9 protein-coding genes are annotated in these 24668 nt (G+C 47.5%); all 9 read right to left on the reverse strand.

Annotation, left to right across the window (positions count from 1 at the left end; translation table 11 throughout):
• Positions 1-14: 14 nt before the first annotated feature.
• The 9 genes from N8A86_RS02835 to N8A86_RS02875 all read right to left on the reverse strand — a co-directional run bounded on the left by N8A86_RS02835 (position 15) and on the right by N8A86_RS02875 (position 24658).
• Positions 15-977, reverse strand: a complete 963-nt coding sequence (locus tag N8A86_RS02835) for a PorP/SprF family type IX secretion system membrane protein (RefSeq protein ID WP_488226199.1) — start codon at positions 975-977, stop codon at positions 15-17.
• A complete protein-coding gene (locus tag N8A86_RS02840) occupies positions 978-2996 on the reverse strand; it encodes an Ig-like domain-containing protein (protein WP_273567700.1) in 2019 nt (672 codons plus the stop codon). It lies immediately after the preceding gene.
• 30 nt (positions 2997-3026) lie between these two features.
• The gene (locus N8A86_RS02845; protein ID WP_273567701.1) at positions 3027-9956 is read right to left on the reverse strand and encodes a hypothetical protein; all 6930 of its coding nucleotides are present in this window, start codon (positions 9954-9956) and stop codon (positions 3027-3029) included.
• A gap of 515 nt (positions 9957-10471) precedes the next feature.
• Positions 10472-12556: an FG-GAP-like repeat-containing protein gene (locus N8A86_RS02850; protein ID WP_273567702.1), complete on the reverse strand. Its 2085-nt coding sequence runs from the start codon at positions 12554-12556 to the stop codon at positions 10472-10474.
• 20 nt (positions 12557-12576) lie between these two features.
• Positions 12577-17544 (reverse strand): GEVED domain-containing protein, encoded by a 4968-nt coding sequence (locus N8A86_RS02855; protein ID WP_273567703.1) that lies wholly within the window; start codon positions 17542-17544, stop codon positions 12577-12579.
• Positions 17545-17831: 287 nt separating this feature from the next.
• Positions 17832-20291: an immunoglobulin domain-containing protein gene (locus tag N8A86_RS02860; RefSeq protein WP_273567704.1), complete on the reverse strand. Its 2460-nt coding sequence runs from the start codon at positions 20289-20291 to the stop codon at positions 17832-17834.
• 53 nt (positions 20292-20344) lie between these two features.
• Entirely contained in the window at positions 20345-21559 is a 1215-nt protein-coding gene (locus tag N8A86_RS02865; RefSeq protein ID WP_273567705.1) for a Calx-beta domain-containing protein, read from the reverse strand.
• Between the two features lie 190 nt (positions 21560-21749).
• The gene (locus N8A86_RS02870; protein WP_273567706.1) at positions 21750-23690 is read right to left on the reverse strand and encodes an OmpA family protein; all 1941 of its coding nucleotides are present in this window, start codon (positions 23688-23690) and stop codon (positions 21750-21752) included.
• Between the two features lie 11 nt (positions 23691-23701).
• Positions 23702-24658: a PorP/SprF family type IX secretion system membrane protein gene (locus N8A86_RS02875; protein WP_273567707.1), complete on the reverse strand. Its 957-nt coding sequence runs from the start codon at positions 24656-24658 to the stop codon at positions 23702-23704.
• Positions 24659-24668 lie beyond the last annotated feature (10 nt).

A 24668-nucleotide genomic window follows, 5' to 3' on the forward strand; every position in this document is an offset into this window, starting at 1 on the left:
TGGATAATGAAATGTTAGAAAAATCTTGGCGATTTCATCTGTCCCTTGGTCTTAATGAAATCATATCTCAAAATAACCTCAAAAGAACCATCGTTAAAAGCGGCGCTACCCAGTTCGGTAACTTCACGATCATAGGCCATACCGATTAAAATATTTTCAGAAATATTAAAACCGACCATACCGCTTACGGCAGCATCCCAACGATATGCAGCACCTAAGATAAATTTATCGTTCAGCATGAAATTGGCCGATAGGTCAACCTGTAATGGGGCACCTTGTACGACTTTGGTGAGCAGGGTGGGTTTGAATTTTAAGAAAGGGTTCAAATCCCATACGTAGCCTGTAATAAAATAGAAGTTCATCTGTTCTTTGGCACTAGATAGGGATGATTCATCAAAATGAGATGTCTGTAAAAATCTGGGTACCGAAAGACCCGCATAAAATTTTTGGGTATGGTAATAGATCCCTGCACCAAAATTGGGGGAAAAACGATTATCGATATCTTGCTCTAAGGTTTGGTCAGGAGCAAATTGATTGAGTTCCGAGAAACGCACGTCCAAAAGATGTGCGCTTGCCTTAAGGCCAAAACTCAACCTACCTTCAGTCGAAGTATAAATAGTATATGAAAAATCGATATCGAAATTCGTTTCGGATGTCGGACCTATTTGGTCGTTTACTATTGAAACGCCGAGTCCTACCCCACGATATCCTATAGGCGAGTGTAAATTCAAGGTTTGCGTTTTTGGGGCACCATCAAGGCCCACCCATTGAGATCTGTGTAGGGCAGCAATACTCATATGCCCTCTGGATCCCGCATACCCTGGATTCACACTAACGGTATTGTACATGTATTGGGTGTACTGTGCATCTTGCTGTGCAAAACTTCCAGTGACAATAAAAAATATGCCCCCAAATACCCATGATGTGAGTCTTTTGATCAAAATTTTATTTTTGCCCTTTTTAGCTATCAACATCATTTATCTATTTATATAGAGATATCCTGAAAGGGTTTTCATATTTCCTTCCGAAACCTCATAATCCAAAATATAGAAATAGGTGCCGACCGGTAACATGTTATCGGCCTGTACGGTTACTCTACCTTTCGAAGTACCGTCGAATACATTCCCCTCGGTATTATATGCATTGGTACTATAGACTAGAACACCCCATCGGTTATAAATTTTGAGGGTATTGTTCGGATAATTTTCCAGTCCGGCTATCGACAATACATCGTGAATTCCGTCACCATTGGGTGTTATAACGTTAAAAACCTCTATTTCAGTATCCGGTAAGTTCGGTTCCAAGTATTCGGGAATACCATTACCATTGGAATCATCATTCGAATAATCACCATCACCATTAAGATCTTCGTCAATAGTTTCGATGCCGTCATCATCGTCATCGGTGTCTCTATAGTCCGATTCTCCATCACCATCAGTATTCGGTAAATTGTTGAACGGGTCATCTATTTCATCGTTGACGTCAAGGTCAATGGCAGTTGTACCCTCATAACCATCATCAAGACCGTCATTATCTTTGTCAGAACCGATCAATGTGACTTCTGGAATTCCATCATGATCATGATCATGCGCCTCGATACTGTCAGGTACGTTATCATTATCACTATCCGAATCCAAATAATCAGCTAAAAGGTCTCCGTCGGTATCGACAGGGAAAATTCCCAGATTACCATTGGCTTCATACGCGTCATCCAAACCGTTATTGTTCAAATCCTGTCCGTTAGGAGGAATGTAACCTGCTGTAGTTTGTCCTTCCACATTATCAGGAATACCATCGTTGTCACTATCTATATCCAAATAATCGGGAAATCCGTCACCGTCGGTATCCGTTGGATTCGTTGATGCATCACCATCACCGTCTAAATCAAGATCTTCAAGATTATCCACAATTCCGTCATCATCGGCATCCAAATCGATGGCATCTGTCACCACAACCGTTACGTCGGCCGTACTACAATTGCCAACATCGTCGCAAATAGTGTATGTAAACGTATCAGCACCCACAAAACCAGTGTTTGGCGTATAGGTTACCGTATCATCTGATGGATCATTGGGAGTACCGTTGTCATTTATGGTCACAGTTCCATCAGATGGATTTGTAGTCGTTAAAGTCCCGATGGATGGAAGGTCATTGTCGTTGGCCAGAATATCGATATCGATTGGTGTATCTTCCATTGTCGCTACAGCATCGTCGATCGCATCAACAATAGGAAGTACATCGATTGTTACTGTGGCCGTACTACAATCACCAAAGGTGTTACAGACGGTATAGTCAAAACTATCCGGCCCATTGTAATCGGGGTTCGGAATATAAGTGACGATATCGTCGGTCGGATCATTCGGCGTACCATTGTTATCAATGGTTACTGTTCCATTGGAAGGATTTGTAGTTGTTAAATTTCCAGTCGTTGGCAAGTCAGAATCATTCGCATAAATATCAACAACAACAGACTGATCTTCGTCCGTCGTAACTACATCATCTACCAAGGTAGCCGCTTCGTAGATACAGACCACCGTAAACATGGGCAGATTGAAACTATTCCCAACTTTTGTAATGGTCGCTTGATATTCTACTGGAGTTTCGGTTGCGATTACAGTCGGACGGGTCTGGTCACCCGATACTGCAGGACTCCAAGTTAATGTAGCACTGGGTGATACGTTATTGGTATTATCCGTTATATCAAGTGTAACTTCGTTGAATGGTGAATTGCAATTGGTAAGAATAAAATAGCTCGAAGCGTTTCTTCCACAAAGTGTTCCATCGTACAGGGCAAAATAGACTCCACGATCAGTTACCTCTAAAAAGGAGTCCGTGCTTAAAATCGTGCTGGTATCCGAAGCCTCATACCAACGATAGTTGGTTTCATCCGTGCTGTTCGGGGCCTGCAATAGAAACTGGGCATTGGATGCAACAATCCCCAGCAAAGTAAGAACAATGCTGAGGACTAATGATTTATATGTGAATACGGACTTCAATTCGATTTGGGATCGTTTAGTTTGTTCAACTTATTTTACTACAAAGACCACATTGATCAATGAATTGTAATCCGCTGGTGTTGCAATAATATCATAGGTCAATACACCACCTGCGCTGATTGTAAACTCTGCCGGACTCGTATCAAACACTGTCGGATCCGCATAGGTCACATAGTAATACAATTCGGTACGACCATACGTAGGTACCGTTGGAGCTGTTGCGTCCGACGCAGCTACGGGACTGCCAAATTGGTCAATATATTCCTGATATAAATCCACAGTTCGATTATTCCCAGTAGAAGATGCATCAATCGCAATTGAAGGTGGATAGAATATCCTCGCCGCTTTTGAAACTATAGGCGCTATATCCTGGATTACATCTTCTACGGTATCCTCCGTAGTTCCATCTCCATCAACATCAACCGGAGTATCGGAATCTACTTGTGACGCCGTTTGTTCATCGGTATTGTCTAGATATACTGATAGGTCAATAGCAGGTGTTGGTGTAGGGTCTCCCGTTAGGCTTAATATATGGGATGACAATGATAAATCTTGATCATCGGTTGCTGGGTCTCCTGCGGGACCTTGTGGGCCTGTTGCTCCTGCTGGGCCTTGCGCTCCTGTTGCTCCTGTAGGACCGGCTGGGCCGGCTGGGCCGGCTGGACCCACATTACCTTGTGGTCCTTGTGCCCCAGTTGGACCGGCTGGGCCTGTTGCTCCGTCTGCTCCCGCTGGGCCTACTGGACCCGCTGGACCTGTTGCTCCGTCTGCTCCGTCCGCTCCCGCTGGGCCTACTGGACCCGCTGGACCTGTTGCTCCGTCTGCTCCGTCCGCTCCCGCTGGGCCTACTGGACCGGCTGGACCTGTTGCTCCGTCAGCTCCGTCCGCTCCCGCTGGGCCTACTGGACCGGCTGGACCTGTTGCTCCGTCAGCTCCGTCCGCTCCCGCTGGGCCTACTGGACCGGCTGGACCTGTTGCTCCGTCCGCTCCGTCCGCTCCCGCTGGGCCTACTGGACCCGCTGCTCCCGTTGGGCCTACTGGACCCGCTGGGCCTGTTGCTCCGTCCGCTCCGTCCGCTCCCGCTGGGCCTACTGGACCCGCTGGGCCTGTTGCTCCGTCAGCTCCCGCTGGGCCTACTGGACCGGCTGGACCTGTTGCTCCGTCCGCTCCGTCAGCTCCCGCTGGGCCTACTGGACCCGCTGGGCCTGTTGCTCCGTCAGCTCCCGTTGGGCCTACTGGACCCGCTGGACCTGTTGCTCCGTCTGCTCCCGCTGGGCCTACTGGACCCGCTGGGCCTGTTGCTCCGTCAGCTCCCGCTGGGCCTACTGGACCGGCTGGACCTGTTGCTCCGTCCGCTCCCGCTGGGCCTACTGGACCCGCTGGGCCTGTTGCTCCGTCTGCTCCGTCAGCTCCCGCTGGGCCTACTGGACCGACTGGACCTGTTGCTCCGTCCGCTCCCGCTGGGCCTACTGGACCCGCTGGGCCTGTTGCTCCGTCTGCTCCGTCAGCTCCCGCTGGGCCTACTGGACCGGCTGGACCTGTTGCTCCGTCTGCTCCCGCTGGGCCTACTGGACCCGCTGGGCCTGTTGCTCCGTCAGCTCCCGCTGGGCCTACTGGACCGGCTGGACCTGTTGCTCCGTCCGCTCCGTCCGCTCCCGCTGGGCCTACTGGACCCGCTGGGCCTGTTGCTCCGTCTGCTCCGTCAGCTCCCGCTGGGCCTACTGGACCCGCTGGGCCTGTTGCTCCGTCTGCTCCGTCCGCTCCCGCTGGGCCTACTGGACCCGCTGGGCCTGTTGCTCCGTCTGCTCCGTCAGCTCCGTCCGCTCCCGCTGGGCCTACTGGACCCGCTGGGCCTGTTGCTCCGTCTGCTCCGTCAGCTCCGTCCGCTCCCGCTGGGCCTACTGGACCCGCTGCTCCCGCTGGGCCTACTGGACCCGCTGGGCCTGTTGCTCCGTCAGCTCCCGCTGGGCCTACTGGACCGGCTGGACCTGTTGCTCCGTCCGCTCCGTCCGCTCCCGCTGGGCCTACTGGACCCGCTGCTCCCGCTGGGCCTACTGGACCCGCTGGACCTGTTGCTCCGTCCGCTCCGTCCGCTCCCGCTGGGCCTACTGGACCCGCTGCTCCCGCTGGGCCTGTTGCTCCGTCCGCTCCCGCTGGGCCTACTGGACCCGCTGCTCCCGTTGGGCCTACTGGACCCGCTGGGCCTGTTGCTCCGTCTGCTCCGTCAGCTCCCGCTGGGCCTACTGGACCCGCTGGACCTGTTGCTCCGTCTGCTCCGTCAGCTCCGGCTGGGCCTGTTGCTCCGTCAGCACCTGCTGGGCCTATTGGACCCGCTGGACCTGTTGCTCCGTCTGCTCCGTCAGCTCCTGCTGGACCTATTGGACCCGCTGGACCTGTTGCTCCGTCTGCTCCGTCAGCACCGTCAGCACCTGCTGGGCCTATTGGACCCGCTGGACCTGTTGCTCCGTCTGCTCCGTCAGCTCCGTCCGCACCGTCAGCTCCTGCTGGGCCTATTGGACCCGCTGGACCTGTTGCTCCGTCTGCTCCGTCAGCACCGTCAGCACCGTCAGCACCTGCTGGGCCTATTGGACCCGCTGGGCCTGTTGCTCCGTCTGCTCCGTCAGCTCCTGCTGGGCCTATTGGACCGGCTGGACCTGTTGCTCCGTCTGCTCCGTCCGCTCCTGCTGGGCCTATTGGACCCGCTGGACCTTGTGGACCAGTGTCCGGATCTATCCATGAATAGGTTCCAATACCGTCAGTTGATAATACTTGTCCATTCGTTCCACCCGTAGGTAATTCTATTTCGTTATCTGGATCAGCATCCTCATCTCGAATGTCAATCAATGTGTTTCCTCCATTGACTAAATCTATTTGAACAGATTGGTTCGGTGTCACTACCGTACTACTAATGTCCTGTGTGTCCAAACTCGATAATGGGACGTCAAAATCGGCTCCCCCATCACTTAATCTTAAATTCGTGCCTACTATAGAAAAAGCATTGTTGTACTCATTGCCGACAACACCGTCTAAATCAGGCGTGGCGTTACCCCCTACCGGATCCCATGTAGTTCCATTATAGACATATAATTGTCCTGCGGCATCATCTATATAGGTGGCTCCGGGATTATTATTTGCAGGAGCTCCCGATGGTGCTCCTGTTCCGATTACCGAAAGTTCGTTGGTTATATCAGAATCAGCATCCCTAATATCAATTTGTGTGGTACCACCTCTTTCTAAGTTAATATCTACGGATTCGTTAAGAGTGGCTACAGCACTACTAATTTGTTGGTTATCACTACTATTGGCAGCAAGGTCTTCCAAAGCTTCCTGAACATTGGTCTCATCGGTCAAATCTCCGTCAACATCAAAATTCGGGCTTAGTGCCACTTGAGAAGCATTTTGATCATCCGTTCCATCAAAAGAAGTGGTAGTAGTATCTTCCGAAGTATAGGTATAGGTAATATTATCTGCAGTTGACAGGGTAGTAACTGTCTCCGCGGGGAGCACCAAATTCGTTATCGTGCCCTCCTCGTCGGTATAGGTCAGCGTACGTGTAAGGTTGTCGAAGGTAAGCGTGCCGACGCCCAAGGGGACGTTCGTTATCGTGCCCTCCTCATCGGTATAGTCGATCGAGTTGCCGTCGGCGCCCAATGCCGCAGTGCCCACGCCCAACGGGATGTTCGTCGTCAGGTTGTTCTCATCGGTATAGTCAAGACTGTTGCCGTCGGCGCCAAGTGCAAGTGTCGTCAGCGTCTCCGCGGGGAGTACCAGGTTCGTTATCGTGCCCTCCTCGTCGGTATAGGTCAGCGTACGTGTCAGGTTGTCGAAGGTAAGCGTGCCGACGCCCAAGGGGACGTTCGTTATCGTGCCCTCTTCGTCCGTATAGTCTATCGAGTTGCCGTCAGCGCCCAATGCCACCGTACCGACCCCTAACGGGATGTTCGTCGTAAGGTTGTTCTCATCGGTATAGTCAAGACTGTTGCCGTCCGCGCCAAGTGCAAGTGTCGTCAGCGTCTCCGCGGGGAGTACCAGGTTCGTTATCGTGCCCTCCTCGTCGGTATAGGTCAGCGTACGTGTCAGGTTGTCGAAGGTAAGCGTGCCGACGCCCAAGGGGACGTTCGTTATCGTGCCCTCTTCGTCCGTATAGTCTATCGAGTTGCCGTCAGCGCCCAATGCCGCAGTGCCCACGCCCAACGGGATGTTCGTCGTCAGGTTGTTCTCGTCCGTATAGTCGAGGCTGTTCCCGTCCGCGCCAAGTGCGAGCGTGGTCAAGGTCTCAGCGGGGAGCACCAGGTTCGTCACCGCGCCCTCCTCATCGGTATAGGTCAGCGTACGTGTCAGGTTGTCGAAGGCCAGCGTGCCCACATTCAGGGGGACGTTCGTTATCGTGCCCTCTTCGTCCGTATAGTCTATCGAGTTGCCGTCAGCGCCCAATGCCGCAGTGCCCACGCCCAACGGGATGTTCGTCGTAAGGTTGTTCTCATCGGTATAGTCCAGGCTGTTCCCGTCCGCGCCAAGTGCGAGCGTGGTCAAGGTCTCAGCGGGGAGCACCAGGTTCGTCACCGCGCCCTCCTCATCGGTATAGGTCAGCGTACGTGTCAGGTTGTCGAAGGTCAGCGTGCCGACGCCCAAGGGGACGTTCGTTATCGAACCCTCCTCATCGGTATAGTCGATCGAGTTGCCATCGGCCCCCAATGCCACCGTACCGACACCCAACGGGATGTTCGTGGTAAGGTTGTTCTCATCGGTATAGTCAAGACTGTTGCCGTCGGCGCCCAGTGCGAGCGTCGTCAAAGTCTCCGCGGGGAGCACCAGATTCGTTATCGTGCCCTCCTCGTCGGTATAGGTCAGCGTCCGTGTCAAAATGTCGAAGGTCAAAGTGCCGATGCCCAATGGGACGTTCGTTATCGTGCCCTCCTCATCGGTATAGTCGATCGAGTTGCCATCGGCACCAAGGGCCACCGTACCGACCCCCAACGGGATGTTCGTCGTAAGGTTGTTCTCATCGGTATAGTCCAGGCTGTTCCCGTCCGCGCCAAGTGCGAGCGTGGTCAAGGTCTCCGCGGGGAGCACCAGGTTCGTTATCGTGCCCTCCTCGTCGGTATAGGTCAGCGTCCGTGTCAGGTTGTCGAAGGTCAGCGTGCCGACGCCCAAGGGGACGTTCGTTATCGAACCCTCCTCATCGGTATAGTCGATCGAGTTGCCATCGGCGCCCAATGCCACCGTACCGACACCCAACGGGATGTTCGTCGTAAGGTTGTTCTCATCGGTATAGTCAAGACTGTTGCCGTCGGCACCCAGTGCGAGCGTCGTTAGCGTCTCCGCGGGGAGTACCAGATTCGTTATAGTGCCCTCCTCGTCGGTATAGGTCAGCGTCCGTGTCAAAATGTCGAAGGTCAAAGTGCCGATGCCCAATGGGACGTTCGTTATCGAACCCTCCTCATCGGTATAGTCGATCGAGTTGCCATCGGCCCCCAATGCCACCGTACCGACACCCAACGGGATGTTCGTCGTAAGGTTGTTCTCATCGGTATAGTCAAGACTGTTGCCGTCGGCGCCCAGTGCGAGCGTCGTCAAAGTCTCCGCGGGGAGTACCAGATTCGTTATAGTGCCCTCCTCGTCGGTATAGGTCAGCGTACGTGTCAGGTTGTCGAAGGTAAGCGTGCCGACGCCCAAGGGGACGTTCGTTATCGTGCCCTCTTCGTCCGTATAGTCTATCGAGTTGCCGTCAGCGCCCAATGCCACCGTACCGACCCCTAACGGGATGTTCGTCGTAAGGTTGTTCTCATCGGTATAGTCAAGACTGTTGCCGTCCGCGCCAAGTGCAAGTGTCGTCAGCGTCTCCGCGGGGAGTACCAGGTTCGTTATCGTGCCCTCCTCGTCGGTATAGGTCAGCGTACGTGTCAGGTTGTCGAAGGTAAGCGTGCCGACGCCCAAGGGGACGTTCGTTATCGTGCCCTCTTCGTCCGTATAGTCTATCGAGTTGCCGTCAGCGCCCAATGCCGCAGTGCCCACGCCCAACGGGATGTTCGTCGTCAGGTTGTTCTCGTCCGTATAGTCGAGGCTGTTCCCGTCCGCGCCAAGTGCGAGCGTGGTCAAGGTCTCAGCGGGGAGCACCAGGTTCGTCACCGCGCCCTCCTCATCGGTATAGGTCAGCGTACGTGTCAGGTTGTCGAAGGCCAGCGTGCCCACATTCAGGGGGACGTTCGTTATCGTGCCCTCTTCGTCCGTATAGTCTATCGAGTTGCCGTCAGCGCCCAATGCCGCAGTGCCCACGCCCAACGGGATGTTCGTCGTAAGGTTGTTCTCATCGGTATAGTCCAGGCTGTTCCCGTCCGCGCCAAGTGCGAGCGTGGTCAAGGTCTCAGCGGGGAGCACCAGGTTCGTCACCGCGCCCTCCTCGTCGGTATAGGTCAGCGTCCGTGTCAAAATGTCGAAGGTCAAAGTGCCGACGCCCAAGGGGACGTTCGTTATCGAACCCTCCTCATCGGTATAGTCGATCGAGTTGCCATCGGCGCCCAATGCCACCGTACCGACACCCAACGGGATGTTCGTCGTAAGGTTGTTCTCATCGGTATAGTCAAGGCTGTTCCCGTCCGCGCCCAGTGCGAGCGTCGTTAGCGTCTCCGCGGGCAAGATTACCGTAATTGGCGGGCCACCGTTCTCCAATTCTAAAGTAAGTTCGTTCGTCAAGTTGTCGAAACTAAAATCAAGGATTTGTTGACTATCCGTAGAGGTCAATTCCCATGAATCGCCATCCCAAAAATAAATGGTACCCGTATTGGTGTTAACGTAGATATCACCAATATCAGCTCCCGCAGGTGTTCCTGAACCCGGTACCGTTACCAGCGTACCGCTCAACACTTCACAGTTACATTGATCTTGCAGGGTAACCGTAGTCTGCGAAAAAGCAAACGTGGCAAACAAGAGGAACGCAATTATTAGAATCTTTTTATTCATGACGACTAGTCTTTACTTAAAATATTCTTACTACTTCTAGTTTCTATTTGACATAAACCGTTTCGTTGTTGTACCCATCAAATTGGATACAGCATCGGCAAGTAGATTAACTTATAAAATGCGACTAAGTGAGAGATTCCTTTGGAATAAGGATAAAGGAACTGAAGCAGATGGTTTTTCATCCATTTGGCCTTTCTTGTTTTTACTGGGTAAAACCTTCATTAAGTCGGTTAAGTTATTCAAACTTGGGTTGGTATAAATGCCTCGTTACTGATTAAATATCATAACAGATTTATTACACCATACAAAATTAGATTAATGCCTACCATAGGAAAATAAATGTTGTGTAAGTGTTAAAATGTACTGTATAGGCCTATAATTTTGAGGTTTCATATAATTTTTTTAGCCATTTTTAGTCTGTTTAGTTGGTCGATCACGCCAATTATTACGGCACTTCCAGAATACATTTTGCGTGGGAAAAATCTTTAGGAATACTATTGGGCCTAAGCATTTTTCTAATTCGGATTTACTCGATAGGTAATACGTCTATTGGTAATCAAGGTGCTCAATTTAAGCGTTGCGATGGCAGTATCAGTAAGACCCAAACCTGGACATAAACTGACATTGGAATCAGATATGGTATAATTGAACGAAGTACCCGGAAAAGGTATTGCTGCACTATAGGTAAAGGTCACCAACCCATTATCTGCATCATCGATTACGACCGAGCCTAGGGGTGGTTGGGTAACGCTTTGAATGAAGAAATTCTCTCCATCTGGTTCTGAATCATTGGCAAAAAGATCTATTTGAATTGAGATCGTGGTACTGTTGGAAACAAGTTGCGTATCGTCAACTGCCACAGGCGCGTTCTCATTTTCAATGGTTTCTGCGTCTGTCGTTGTTAGTGTATAGTGATTAGTTCCAGGTATTAAAATAGGTTGGGCAATACCTGTTGCAATTAGCCTTGAAATCCCGTCAACCGGGTCATAAAAGTTAGGATAGTGTACCTCAATCAAATAAGTCTGGGCCTCCCCGAGTGGCAGACCAAAATGCACCGTTTCTGGTTGTTGTGTTCCATGGCCAAAAACCCCATTTACCTGCCTCAGACCACTCACAATGTTTCCTTCACAATCTTTGATAAGCACATTGGTTCCCGTAGCAACACGACCAGAAAATCCACCAGTCGAACCATCAGGGTTTCTATCCTCGGTAACGTGAACGATCAAATGATTATTTCTATTTGCAACAGGAAGGTTATTTATCCATAACTGATTTCCAGAATTATGATTGATGCTCATATAGATATCCAAATCTCCATCGTCATCGATATCTACCATAGTCGTCCCTTCGCCGTCACGGGTATTGAATGTCTGGGAGTCTAAAGTAAACCCCATTGGGACACCGCTTCCTATTACACCAGGCGCCGGAGTTGGGCTATTCAATTGATTTATGTATAAATAGCTTCGATTGGTGCCAACTAGTAAAACATCAATATCGCCATCGTTGTCAATATCTCCACCGGCCAAAGCATCTATTCGATTACCTGAGGTACTATTGTTGGCATTGGACGGTTGAGGTAGTCCTGGGAAAACCCCTGCTCCCAAAGGAGTCCAGATACCCGGGCCATCATTTCTGAATATTTGTGTAAACCCGTTTTCGGTCCATACTGCATCCAAGTCCCCATCATTGTCTAAATCCCAAAGACCATTACCTCCCTTGTTGCTATTTGATGCCTGAGCCAAATCGGCACCACTGGTGAAGGTTCCTCCCTGATTTAAAAAGAAGTCGTTCTCATCGCGCTTTCTCATAAATATATCGACCCAACCGTCATCATCGACATCAGCAGCCGTACCATAGTCGCCATCGGTAGCATATTGGTTCAAACCAAATTGTACCACTCCAGGTCCATTACCGGTCGTAATATGAGTAAACATGCCATTTGCTGGAGGATTCACAATCGTATGTGTAAGATGATTGATGTAGTTGTTTCGCAGCAATTCAATTCCGAAATTATGGCTGTCGAAAAAGATGTCGAGATCGCCATCGCCCTCAAAATCAAAAAAGCCTGCACCTTCAACATTCAGGGGGTTGACGTTTATTGTGTAACCGCTTCTTCCAACAGTTATCGGTGCGGTGCCACCCACCCCGTTACCGAAGGTGCCACTTGGGTTTTGAAGGAAAATCTGGAGGGCCGGATTAGTACTGCTATTACCATGTGAGCCAATCATGAAGTCGGGTCTACCATCATTGTTCAAATCGCCCCAGGCCGCTTGTCGCTCAGCAGGGGCTGACAGCATTCCGGGTGCTAAAGTAGCTTGTACATTCGTGAAAAAACCAGCCGTATTTTGCATCAAAAAACTCTTTACGCTTCCATTTTGATTTTCCAAGACCAGAACATCTAAATCTCCGTCTTGGTCGAAATCGGCCCACGCATGCCCTCCATCTTTATTTCGATTTAAATTAAGGCCATATGCCGCGGCACTCTCGGTAAAAGTAGTTTGGGCATACGAACACATACCTATTCCCATAAAGAATACAAAGATCATCCTATATAATAATCGCTGAATCGAATTCGTTGGTTTTGGTTTTGTGCTATTCATTTCTTTCTAATCCTAAATGCCTAATTCTTATTAACCCTATATGTTATTCTTCTATTTGTTATGACCGTATTTACTTGCACGGTCAGCGTAGCGGGATCCGAAATGGTCGGACCACATATATATTCATCCGAGGAGATGAGCACCCTGTACTGATTTCCATTATCAGCTGGGGCAGCATTGGTAATGACCAATGTATTTGTAGTGATACCACTATGGATTCCCGAATTGGTCAAATCGACCCAAACTGTACCGTTATAGATTTGCCATTGGTAGCTGTCGTCATTAGAAGCCGTCCCTGGAAACGTTGTGCTACAGCCCGGACAAATCGTGGTATCAACAGGTTGTGTCGCAATGACAGGAAGTGTGTCCTCAATATAATCGCGTGTTCCATTCCCTCCTGAATCTGCCGGAACTGGGTAGGCGGCAGTCGTAACCCTACCATTGGCATCCGTCGTAGGTGGATCGCCTACATCGTAGTACTCGTTGTCGCCACCATCTGCATTTGCATTGGCATAGGCTTCATTGGCATCACTACATCCGTCGTCGTCACTATCGGTATCCAAATAGTTGGGAGGTGCAGTTCCGTCGGTATCCGCAATCGTATAATTAATTGTGCCACTTTCCGGAAGCGTTTCGACCAAATCTGCCAATCCGTTCCCGCCAAACGTACTTATAAGCACTCCATTGTTATGGGGTCTATTATGGCCAGCCTCCACCGCATCATAAATACCGTCGTTGTCACTGTCTAAATCTAGATGGTTGGCTACTCCGTCGGAATCGAGATCAATTCCATAGTTCTCGGGGTTATTGTAATTGGTTAAACAGCTAAACTCTATATTGTGCTGTCTACCCCCTGCATTTGCACCGGCCACCCTTGCCTCACCACCTACCCTAATGGACATAGATGACTTCGAAGTATAGCTGACTCCAAAATTTACTTCGGGAAATGTGTTGCCCGCACCAGGAAATTCAGTTGTACCTGCAGTACCAATTACCCAGGAACCATCGGTTGACATGGTCAATTCTGTGGGATTGGAAATCGTATAACTTGTGGGATTATCCGTCCATATTTGCTCTGCATAGTTGGCGTTTCCATCAATATCGTTCAAATTCATGAAAAACTTGTTGATAACGACGGGGGTTGAACCCCCCGAACTTACAAATTGAATATTATACTCGATATACCCACGGTCACCTATGTTCGACAAATTAAAGGCGGTTTGGGGCCTAAAGGCCGAAGTATCAGAGGAGTTATTATCTATATTGGTCGGAATTGCATTCACCGTTTTGGCAATGGTCACTAGGGCATCGGTACCTGTCGTTACGTTCGCTATTCGATATACTGCACCTTGTTGTAAATCAGTACCTGAAATTAAAACGGCCGTGCTGCTGAAATCCATCGAAGTATCGCCGCCGCATGCGGGTTGTGAATTGCCAACAATGGTACTGAGCTCATCCAAATCTGGGATACCATCGTTGTCATCGTCCAAATCTGTCTTGTCGATTACTCCATCGCCATCTGAGTCGGCTGAGACTATCAATAAAGCAGCGCTCGAGGTAGTGGGGCTACAAATGTAACTTCCATCTAGGATCAATACTCTGTAGAAATTCCCATTTTCGGACGCTGTTACACCACTCTCAGTATATGAACTGGACGTCGCTCCGGGAATGTCGGAATAATTTACTCCACTATCCGTACTTACTTGCCATTGATAACTTAAAATTCCTCCGGTGGCCGAGACTGAAAATGTGGCATCAGCCCCATCGGCAACCTCTTGATCTTGAGGTTGTGTATTTATGGTAGGAACTGAACCTGCTTCCTCATGGTCTGAGGTTCCATTTGAATCTGAGTCTGATGGAGTTGCGTAAGAAGCCGCAATTACGGTACCATCCGCATTTGTAGCGGGCGGATTTCCAGTTCCGAAATATTCATTGTCCCCTCCATCTGCATTCGAACTTGAGTACGCTTCATTCGCATCACTACAGCCGTCGCCGTCACTATCGGTATCGAGATGATCGTTAGAGCTATCGGTGTCGATATCGCGAGCACGGCAGGCCGAAACGCTAAAATTGAAATCATCAAAAACGGAGTAACTTTCGGGAGTATCGTCAACCTGACCATAGGTATATACCCTAAACTTATATTGTGTATTCGACTTTAATTCTAGGCTTGAGGCCTCTAGATGGTCGAAAGTCAGATACGAACTACCGCTACCATCATAAGTATGAAATACGTTTTTGGCCAATGTGTACCATGTTCCGGTAGTTCCTTCAGAATACATTACTGTAGTATGGTAGGAATCACCCTGATTCGGTTGAAACCAACCCGAGACTATATTATCAACAATATAAGAACTGGTTTCGATACCTGTAGTAAAAGATACCCCTATGTAATCGTTGTTGTTAATGGCACTCTCAAGGCTTGTGGCGGACATGCCCGTAATATGAACGTTCGCGCCAACTACAGAGTAAATTCCGGTGTTGAGTACCATGTTGGTTGTGGCGTCAATGGCCCAATCCGTTATTTTCGGGTCATATACCGTATCCATGCCTAAGTTTCCTGAAGGATTGTTCAATGACCATACAAAACCCGAAGAAACTTGATCGGAAGATTCAACGCAATCCGTGATTCCATCATTGTCGTCATCTAAATCCATAAAATCCGGTATACTATCGCCATCATAGTCTGCTTCACAGGTAAATAATGAAATTGACTTTTCGGCCTCGATATAGCTGATACGCTGGTTACTCCCTGTAGCGCGCATTAGGCGTATATACTGCCAATCTATAGGCGAGGTAAATGTATAGTCCAAGGTGTTGCTTCCCAAAGAGGTCCATGGGCCCGTACTACTGGAGGATATCCAAACATTAAAAACATGCCCTTCGGGGCCGTTTACGGTGGCCTTATCGCCACTATTTACAAGAGAGGCCATTTCCAAAACCAGCTCATCGCTGTTATCATTGAAAGAGGCGGTGGTATTGTCATTACTGCCCAGCGCATTGGTCTCATTGCCAACACTATTATCGGTTATCACCGCGGTGGCAGAAATATAATCGTAATAGGTGCTTTCATATAAAGTGAAACCAGGAGAACAAGCCGTATTATCTCGTAAAACAATTCTATAATCCTCTGCTTCGCCATCTGCAGCTTCGCTGTTGCCTGCTGCCAGACCAGTTTCTGAAGAATATCTAAATCTGGCGTAAGAAGTACCATTACTCGCCGTAATCGGCACCGGTACATTTAGTGTGATCGTGCCACCAGACGGGGCTACATTTGAGGCAATCTGCTCTCCACTATCATTGAAATCACCATCCCGGTTAAAATCTATCCATGCATTTAGAAACCCTGATCCGTTGGCCACTATATCGAGTGTTTTGGTCTGGCCGAGATCAAAAACCTGTCCGCTGATCTCAAAACCTCCACTTGTTACTCCATCTTCGTCGTCGCCATTGTTATCATCGGCCGTCCCAATACTAAAATTGCCAAAGGGATCCTCGCTATCGGGCGGGACATTACCCAAATAAATGGATACCCCTGTTGCCGTCAAAACCGGTAAAATATGGGCCGCATAACCATAAGATGAAGGTGCATCGCCCGCATCATTTCTGGTGCCCAGATTTCCCATAATGGACTCAACATCACCGGTGCTGCCCAGTTGTGCTGCCGGAATCAAATTTCCGGTATCGGTATCGACAATAAAAATGGTTCGACCCAGACCAACATTATTCTCATCTTCGATATAGTTCGTTCCATCACTTGCATAGGTAATTCCCTCGCCATCTATACCCAAAGACGTGGAAAAGGCAAAAGTTGTGACTCCGGTGGTAACATCAACCGTATAATAATCAACATTATTATCGTTTTGAATATAAAACTCCGCAGTATCAGGGTTCCAAGAAATACCATCGGCGTTACTTCTAGCACCAGATAGGGTAATTGGGTATCCATTGTAAGGGCTCCATGCCGGTAAGGACCCACTGGCGTTGGGGTTGATGGCCATAATACGATCAGCACCGCCGCTTGTACCATTATTATAAATGATAAAGAGCACTTCTTGACCTGTACTATTATTAATCCAAAATTCGGCACCTTCGACATGACCTCCAACAATACCGGTTTTGACCAAAGTAGCGACTCCGGTCGAAGGATCAATCGAGTACATATCAGAACTTGTGGTCGGTTCACCACCTACAAATACATAGACCTGTCTATCGGTCGATCTATAGCCACCACCTTCCCCGGAAAACGTTATTGGCGATCCACCAAAAGTTACATTCGTAAAAGTGGGCGAAGGTAACGGTGTCGCAGTGGGATCTGGCGCTACTGAATAGAGTTCAGACCTATTATCGGCGATATAATAAATAAATGGAAGCCCCCTATTTGGGTTGGCAACTATTGCTGGTAAGGGATCCATCGTAAAATCGGCAACAATCGTTAAAACCGGGGCACGAGAAGAATCCCCGTTGTAGGATTCTGCCGTTCGTTCCCCTATACCATTGATTATAAATGACATCGCATTACCGGAGGACCAACCGCCCCTGTTCACAATTTCTTGAACGATGCTGGTTAAATCCGGAGTGCGTTGGTTCGCTCCTGATTGGCCTACCGTATTCCATGCCGGTATGGCATTCCATGCCACGGATGCAGTGGTCAAGGTTCTAGAGGAAATATTACCATTTGAGGTCGTATAGGTGGACGCATTGTCCGAATCTTCCCCTGAAATTACAACGGACGTGGTACCGCTATCCGTTTCATCAGTCGTGAATTGAATACTCGCACTTAATATTGTTGTTCCCTGCGGAATGAATATGTTCTGGAAACGAATGCCCACCAACTGATTATTACTACCATCACTTGTCAATTCAAGATCTGAGCTATTGATGATCGTATTCCCATTGGAAACACGCTCTTCGGCATCATCACTACCTTGGGAGACCTGTGAAGTAATGGTAGTCTGCCCAACGGAAAGGGAAGCCAACATAAGCATTGAACAAAATATAATTCTATGTAGGACTTTTTTGATCAAGCTTTTCGGTCAACTTTGGGTTAGGTTTGGGGCGATGAACTATTTTCTATTATGAAGTAACAAAAAGGTACTCCCCACATTACAAAATTAAACCAAAGCATAGAGTGTTAAAATAAATGTTGTATAAGTTACCATAAGCAACGTAAAGGGTTTAAATCTTGAGGTCAGGCCTATGGTAAAAGTATATACCAAAGCCCTTCATAGGCCTAATAATCAGTAACTTATCTAGATTTTTTGTAGGAAAAAGACTAATTTTTGTTTACTCTATAAGTAATTCTTCTATTCGTTATAACGGTATTCACCTGTATGGTCAAAATTGCGGTATCTGAAATAGTCGAGCCGCAAACATAATCATCAGAGGAAATGAGTACCCTGTACTGATTGCCGTTATCAGCTGGAGAAGCATTAGTGATTACCAAAGTGTCAGTGGTCGTGCCACTATGGATTCCTGAATTGGTCAGGTCCACCCAACTAGAACCATTAAATAACTGCCATTGATAGCTATCGGCATTAGAGGCGACAACGGTAAATACTGTACTACAACCGGGGCAAATTGTTATATCGACAGGTTGTGTCGAAATTACCGGAATGGTATCCTCAACGTAGTCTTGTGTACCATTGCTTCCAGAATCGGCAGGAACTGGGTATGTAGCCGAAGCTACCCTACCATTGGCATCCGTTACCGGAGGATCTCCGCTGTCATAATATTCATTGTCACCTCCATCGGCATTTGTGTTCGCATATGCCTCGTTGGCATCGCTACAACCATCATCATCGCTATCGGTATCCAAATAATTAGGAGGTGCATTACCATCGGTATCGACTATGGTATAATTTATAGTTCCGCTTTCAGGGGAGGTCTCCACATCGTTGGCAAGCCCGTTAGCACCAAAAACCGAGATGACCACTCCATTAAGATGGGCCGCGTTATGCCCTGCCTCAACGGCATCATAAATACCATCGTTGTCACTGTCTAAATCCAAATGGTTGGCTACTCCATCTGAGTCCAAATCAATTCCATAGTTCTCAGGGTTATTATAATTGGTCAGACAACTGAACTCAATATTGTGCTGTCTTCCACTTGCAGAGGCCCCGGCGACCCGCGCTTCTCCACCGACACGAATAGACATGGAAGATTTTGAAGTATAACTCACACCATAATTCACTTCGGGATTCCCGTTTCCGGCCCCGGTATATTCTGTGGTTCCTGCCGTACCGATTACCCATGAACCATCAGTCGACATAGTCAGTTCGGTTGGATTCGAAATTGTATAACTCGTCGGATTATCTGTCCATAATTGTTCGGCATAATTAGCATTCCCGTCAATATCGTTCAGGTTCATAAAAAACTTATTAATGACCACAGGAGTCGACCCTCCTGCTGTTACAAACTCGATGTTATATTCTATATAACCCCTATCACCGGGGTTTGTAAGATTGAATGCGGTTTGCGGCCTAAATGCCGCCGCGTCGGAAGAATTGTTATCCACATTGGCTACAGTAGCGTTGACCGTTTGAACAATAGTTACTAGGGCATCTGTTCCCGTCGTTACGGCGGGAATTCTGTAGACCGCTCCCTGTTGCAATGCGGTTCCAGAAATTAGTGTGGCAGCTGCGCTAAAATCCAAAGAAGTATCGCCACCGCATGCCGGTTGTGAATTGCTCACAATGGTATTAAGCTCATCCGTATCTGGGATACCATCATTGTCGTTATCCAAGTCATCCTTATCGGCAATGCCATCGTTATCACTGTCGGTTAAAGGTAAAACTGTAAGCGTGCCGCTAGATTCTCCTTGTAAAGGGATATTTTGAGCATTTGTAATGTCAGAAGGAGATATAGTATTCAAAAACGTCCCATCCGTGGTGGTAATCACATCAAAGGTAAACGTACAGCTGGTACCTGCTGGAATATTTGCTCCGGAAACCGAAAAATTACTATTTCCTGGAACTGCCAATACGATTCCACCGCATGATGATGAGGCATCAGGTGTTGGTGCAATGATCATATTGGCCGGAAAATTATCCGTAAGCGTAAAATTGGTAAGGTTCACCCCATTCGCGGGGTTATCCACCACGATGCTCACCGTAGATTCGTCTCCCACCGAGACGGTAGAAGAGGTAAATGTCTTGCTGGCCACCGCCGGAAAGGCAATTTCATTGGAAACCACAAAAACGCCACCCCACAGCCCTTCACTAGAACTTCCCAGAACAACATTTAAATTCGTAGCATTGTTGGGTACCGTACCCGAGGCATCGAACACATCCGTATCGATACCCCAACTGTAACCGAAATTTGGATTTCTGCCGCCAACGTCCACTCCAAATTCTGAAATAGTCCCATTCAGGGTGTTGTTGTTTGGGTTTAATCCATTGGCTAGGGCAGTCCCATTAATACTTACAAAATCACCATTCAAATTAGCTTCCCCGTCAAATGCAAAATATCCTGCATGTGTTTCAAAAGCACCCGTACTGGGTGTCAACAGCCCAGTGACCGTGAAATTATCATTGGTACCAAAACCAAAGAAATTAAAGCCATCCCATACGTTAATCCGACGTGTTTTCTCAGTTGAATCACTATAAACAATGACCATGGTCCAACCCCCGTAAGGTCCGGTAAAGGAACTTCCCGTTGCCAAGGCTATATCGGCAACAAAATAGTTGCCACTACCTGCATTTTGTACTATTGAAGTTACATCGGCATGCGACATAAAAGACCGCCAACCTGGAAAACGTACAGTTTCAATATTTCTTACGTCTGCATTTATCGTAGTATAAGCCCCCGCACCGGGTTCCTGAACTTTACCTGATCGATATTCAGTGTTCCCGGCGGGTTTGTTATTCCGCTATTGCTGCTGTTATACATACCTCCCCAGTATAATCCCGCCCATTCTACATTTGCCCCGACAGGAATGTTAATGTTACTACTACTTGAGTTTTGTGTGGTGCCATCCGAGTCTACATCTATATAGGCCATGTTCGCCCCAGGGTTATTAGTAGTAGGCGTAGCAGGGCAACCTGATACACATTGAAGGTTCGTATTACCGCGCATGATAAAATTACCCATCAAATTTCTTGCGTCCCTTTCTTCATATGGCCTTGTTGCATTGGGGTCGCTTTCATCATCAAGAATAGTGCCTGTTGCCGTGTCCGAAATGTTCACGGAACCGTCGGAAGAACCCGTGAATTGGACAGCAAAGGTTTCGTCACCTTCAAAAACGAAATCATCGCTTATGGGAACCGTAAATTGATCCGTATCCCCTACAATACCATTGAAATTTAAAATACCACTACTCGAGGTATAATCGACCGGCGCGGTAGCCGAGCCATTCACCGTGGTATAATTTACCGTGAAAGGTCCGCCAGCGTTCAAACTGGTATGAGTAACTGTAAAGGTTACGATTCCAGCATCTTCATCTACCACTTCATCATCAATGGTAACCGCCGGACCGCTGGGAGTAGTACTAATCAAGACATTGTCGACATAGGCATAATCGTTACTTGCCCAATTACTATTGATATTGTTAAACCTAATCACCGTATTCGCCGAAAGATATGGCGATATATCTTGGCTAAAAGTACCTGTTGTTGTACCCGTTAAATAGCCCAAGGTAGTATAGGACACTCCCCCATTGGAAGAAATCTGAACTGCCAAACGCTGCGTTGATGTTAGGCTGACTGTTTGCCAATCGAAAGATAGGATAGCCGAGGAAGCACTGGACAGGTCTACACTTCTTCTTATATTTTCCCCCCAAATGTAATAGAATCGAAGCCTATTACCCGTAACATTGATATATTGGCTTGAGGGACCGTTGTTGGTATCTTGACCATTCTCTACCCAATCAGACGCCCAATTCTGATTACCATCATTTCTGGAGTATGATACCGTGCTAAAATTGTCTAGATAGGTATCCTGACCGCAAACAAAGGTTACGGCGAATACCATCAACAAGAAAATAAAAAGCCTTGGTCGGAACATAAGTAGGTCAATCTAAGCTACAAAATTAGCCCTACTGCCTATTATTGCCTAAATATTGTTGTGAATCAACAAAATAAGTGTGTGAAAGTGTCAAATGACCGAGGGATTTTTACTTAATTTTTTCGAGTCGCCGTCAATTAGCCTAAAAAAAGGCCTTTAACGGCTGTTTTTCAATATTTCATCCTATAGCTCACTCCATAATAATAAATTCAGACCTGCGGTTCAATTCATGCTCTTTGGCCGAGCATCTCACACCGTTTTCACACCCGTTCACCAGTTTTGTTTCACCAAAACCTTCGCCTTGTAGACGGTCTTCAGAAATGCCTTTTGCAATCATGTAGTTTACGGTAGACTCCGCACGTTTCTGTGAGAGCCACAAATTATAGGAATCCCTACCCCGACTATCGGTGTGCGAATTAACCATAATTTTTAGACTTGGATATTTTTCCATCGCAGCAATCACTTTTTCCACCTCAACTTCAGAATCTTTACGGATATTGAATTTATCAAAATCAAAATAGATAGTGCTTAGCTGCAATAATTTGGCCAAATCATCGCCGAAACCTGCGGTCACCTTGTCACGCTCCAAATAAAAATCAATGATTCTTGGTTTACCATCAGACTTACCTAAATACTCCTCAGAAGGAACGTAACCGTTCATCATGGCCCTTACAAAATTACCCCTATCACAATCTAAGGACAATATGTATTTGCCTTCCGAATCGGTAATTGCTGAAGATACCTCTTCGTTGTTCTCATCGATGACCTTGACGGTAGCACCGACCAAAACTTCATTTGAAATTTTATCCCGTACCGTTCCAGAAATCTCTTGGATACAGTCCAATTTTAAAGGGGTAGTTTCCAAAAAGCTGTAGATGTCATCTGCACCCATACCTTCGGCACGGTTAGACGCGAAATATCCTTTTCTATCTTCTTCATTGAAAATGAAGGTAAAATCATCCATATTACTATTCACTGGCTCGCCCACGTTGACTACGGAACCATCAAAACGATCGTTGGCAATTTTGATTGCAAAAACATCCAGTCCGCCTAGTCCCGGATGGCCATCGGAAGAGAAGTATAGCACTTCTTCCTTGGATATGAACGGAAAAGTTTCACGCGCTTCAGTATTTATCGTATTGCCCAAGTTTTGGGGTACTCCATAGCTTCCATCTTCATTGATGGCAACTTTGAACAAGTCGGATTCTCCCAAAGTTCCAGACATATCAGAAGCAAAATATAAAGTCTTCTCATCAGGACTTAAGGCCGGATGCGCAACAGAATAGTCATCACTGTTAAAAGGAAGTTCTTCAACACTTCCCCATACTCCTTCTGTGAGCACAGCCTTGAAAATTTTCAATCTTATTACACCATTTTCATCTTTTATATACTTCCCGTTCTTAAAATTATTACGGGTAAAATATAGTGTATTGCCATCGGCGGTAATTGTTGAAGTTGATTCATGCAATCGTGTGTTGACCTCATCGTCTATTTTCGTGACTTGGTTTTCAGATATGCTGTCGGCATTTACCTTATAAAGATCAAGAAAATCTTTTGAGTTCCAAGTATGTCGGTATCTTGCCAAGTTTCCGGTATCCCTGTCGGAAGAAAAGATTAGTCCCTCTTTATAGAACGAAGGAGCAAAATCAGAATATGGAGAGTTGTATTCAAAAGGGCCTATATCATACCGGCCAGAGTTTTTCTTTATATCGGCCATATAATCCTTTTCGGTCTTAAACACCGATGCCCGGACATCGTTCGAGGTCATTTCAGTAAACTTGGCCATTACTTCGTTCGAATCCTCATAATTGCCCAAGGTTTTAAGGGTCTGTGAATACCTAAAGAAATATTCAGGTCCGACATCTGCCGGATATTCATCGACTAGTTTTTTATAGGTTTCCGACGCTTCTTTATAGTCAGCATTAAAATAATAGGAGTTCCCCAGTTTTTTTAGGAGGTCGGCGGATACATAGCCTTTCTCCATGACACGCTTGTATATATCTATTGCCGGACTAAAAGAATAATCTTGATACTGTTCGTTGGCCTTGTTGACCAATCTTTCTTGCGCGATAGCCTGCCCCCAAAGAGTAAGGGACATTATAAAAAGAAGTAAGCTTATTTTTTTTATCATCGCAACCAAAATTAAAAGAAACGTGGAGATACCAATTTTTGAAACGATTTGACCAGTTCAAACCTCAAGAATACCTCGAAAGAACCATCATTGAACTGCGTACCCCCTAGTTCGGTCGTCTCGCGATCGTAGGCGAGGCCCAACATCAACTGATCGGTAATCTGAAAACCTGCCATGCCGCTTAAGGCCGCATCCCAGCGGTACGCGGCACCGAACGTAAATTTATCGTTGAACAAAAAATTAGCAGAAACATCTACTTGTAAAGGCGCTCCTCCAACTACTTTGGTCAAAAGGGCAGGCTTAAATTTGAAGTTGTTGTTCAGATCAAAAACATATCCGGTAATCAAATAAAAATTGATTCGTTCTTTCGAAAGAAACCGCACTGAGTTAGCATCTCTTTGTGAATTATCGAAATGTTCTGTCTGCAATAAGTTCGGGGCCGATAGACCAGCATAAAATTTATTGGTATGATAGTACATACCCAGACCGACGTTGGGCGAGAATCTATTTTCGATATTGTCGGCAGCAACCGGTTCCACATCAAAATTGCGCAGGCCATTGAAGTCTAGGTTCAAAAGGTTTCCCCCTAGCTTAAGGCCGAAGGAAAGTTTACCCTCCAAAGAAACATCGACCGTATAGGAAACTACCGCATCAAAGTAGGTCTCTTGTACAACTCCATCACCAATATTGTCATTTACCACCGATAGGCCGTACCCTATCTTGCTATTACGAATCGGGGAATGTAAGTTCAAAGTCTGACTTTCTGGAGCCCCATCCAGGCCCACCCATTGAGATCTGTAGAGGCCTGCAATGCTCAATTGACCACGAGAGCCGGCATATGCAGGATTCACACTCATGGTATTGAACATGTACTGCGTATATTGTGCGTCTTGTTGTGCAACCGCATATTGAAACCCCAAGACCGATACTAAAACCAATGTAATTATTTTGCCCCTTAAATTTACCATAAGTCTTTAC

Source organism: Maribacter halichondriae (assembly GCF_027474825.1).
In the GTDB taxonomy this organism is placed as follows: Bacteria; Bacteroidota; Bacteroidia; order Flavobacteriales; family Flavobacteriaceae; genus Meishania; species Meishania halichondriae.

Bases quoted from the DNA above. Each gene is read 5' to 3' on its own strand.
- N8A86_RS02850 (WP_273567702.1), bottom strand. From the start codon at position 12,556: ATGAATAGCACAAAACCAAAACCAACGAATTCGATTCAGCGATTATTA.
- N8A86_RS02875 (WP_273567707.1), bottom strand. From the start codon at position 24,658: ATGGTAAATTTAAGGGGCAAAATAATTACATTGGTTTTAGTATCGGTC.
- N8A86_RS02855 (WP_273567703.1), bottom strand. From the start codon at position 17,544: ATGCTTATGTTGGCTTCCCTTTCCGTTGGGCAGACTACCATTACTTCA.
- N8A86_RS02865 (WP_273567705.1), bottom strand. From the start codon at position 21,559: ATGTTCCGACCAAGGCTTTTTATTTTCTTGTTGATGGTATTCGCCGTA.
- N8A86_RS02835 (WP_488226199.1), bottom strand. From the start codon at position 977: ATGATGTTGATAGCTAAAAAGGGCAAAAATAAAATTTTGATCAAAAGA.
- N8A86_RS02860 (WP_273567704.1), bottom strand. From the start codon at position 20,291: ATGTCGCATGCCGATGTAACTTCAATAGTACAAAATGCAGGTAGTGGC.
- N8A86_RS02870 (WP_273567706.1), bottom strand. From the start codon at position 23,690: ATGATAAAAAAAATAAGCTTACTTCTTTTTATAATGTCCCTTACTCTT.
- N8A86_RS02845 (WP_273567701.1), bottom strand. From the start codon at position 9,956: ATGAATAAAAAGATTCTAATAATTGCGTTCCTCTTGTTTGCCACGTTT.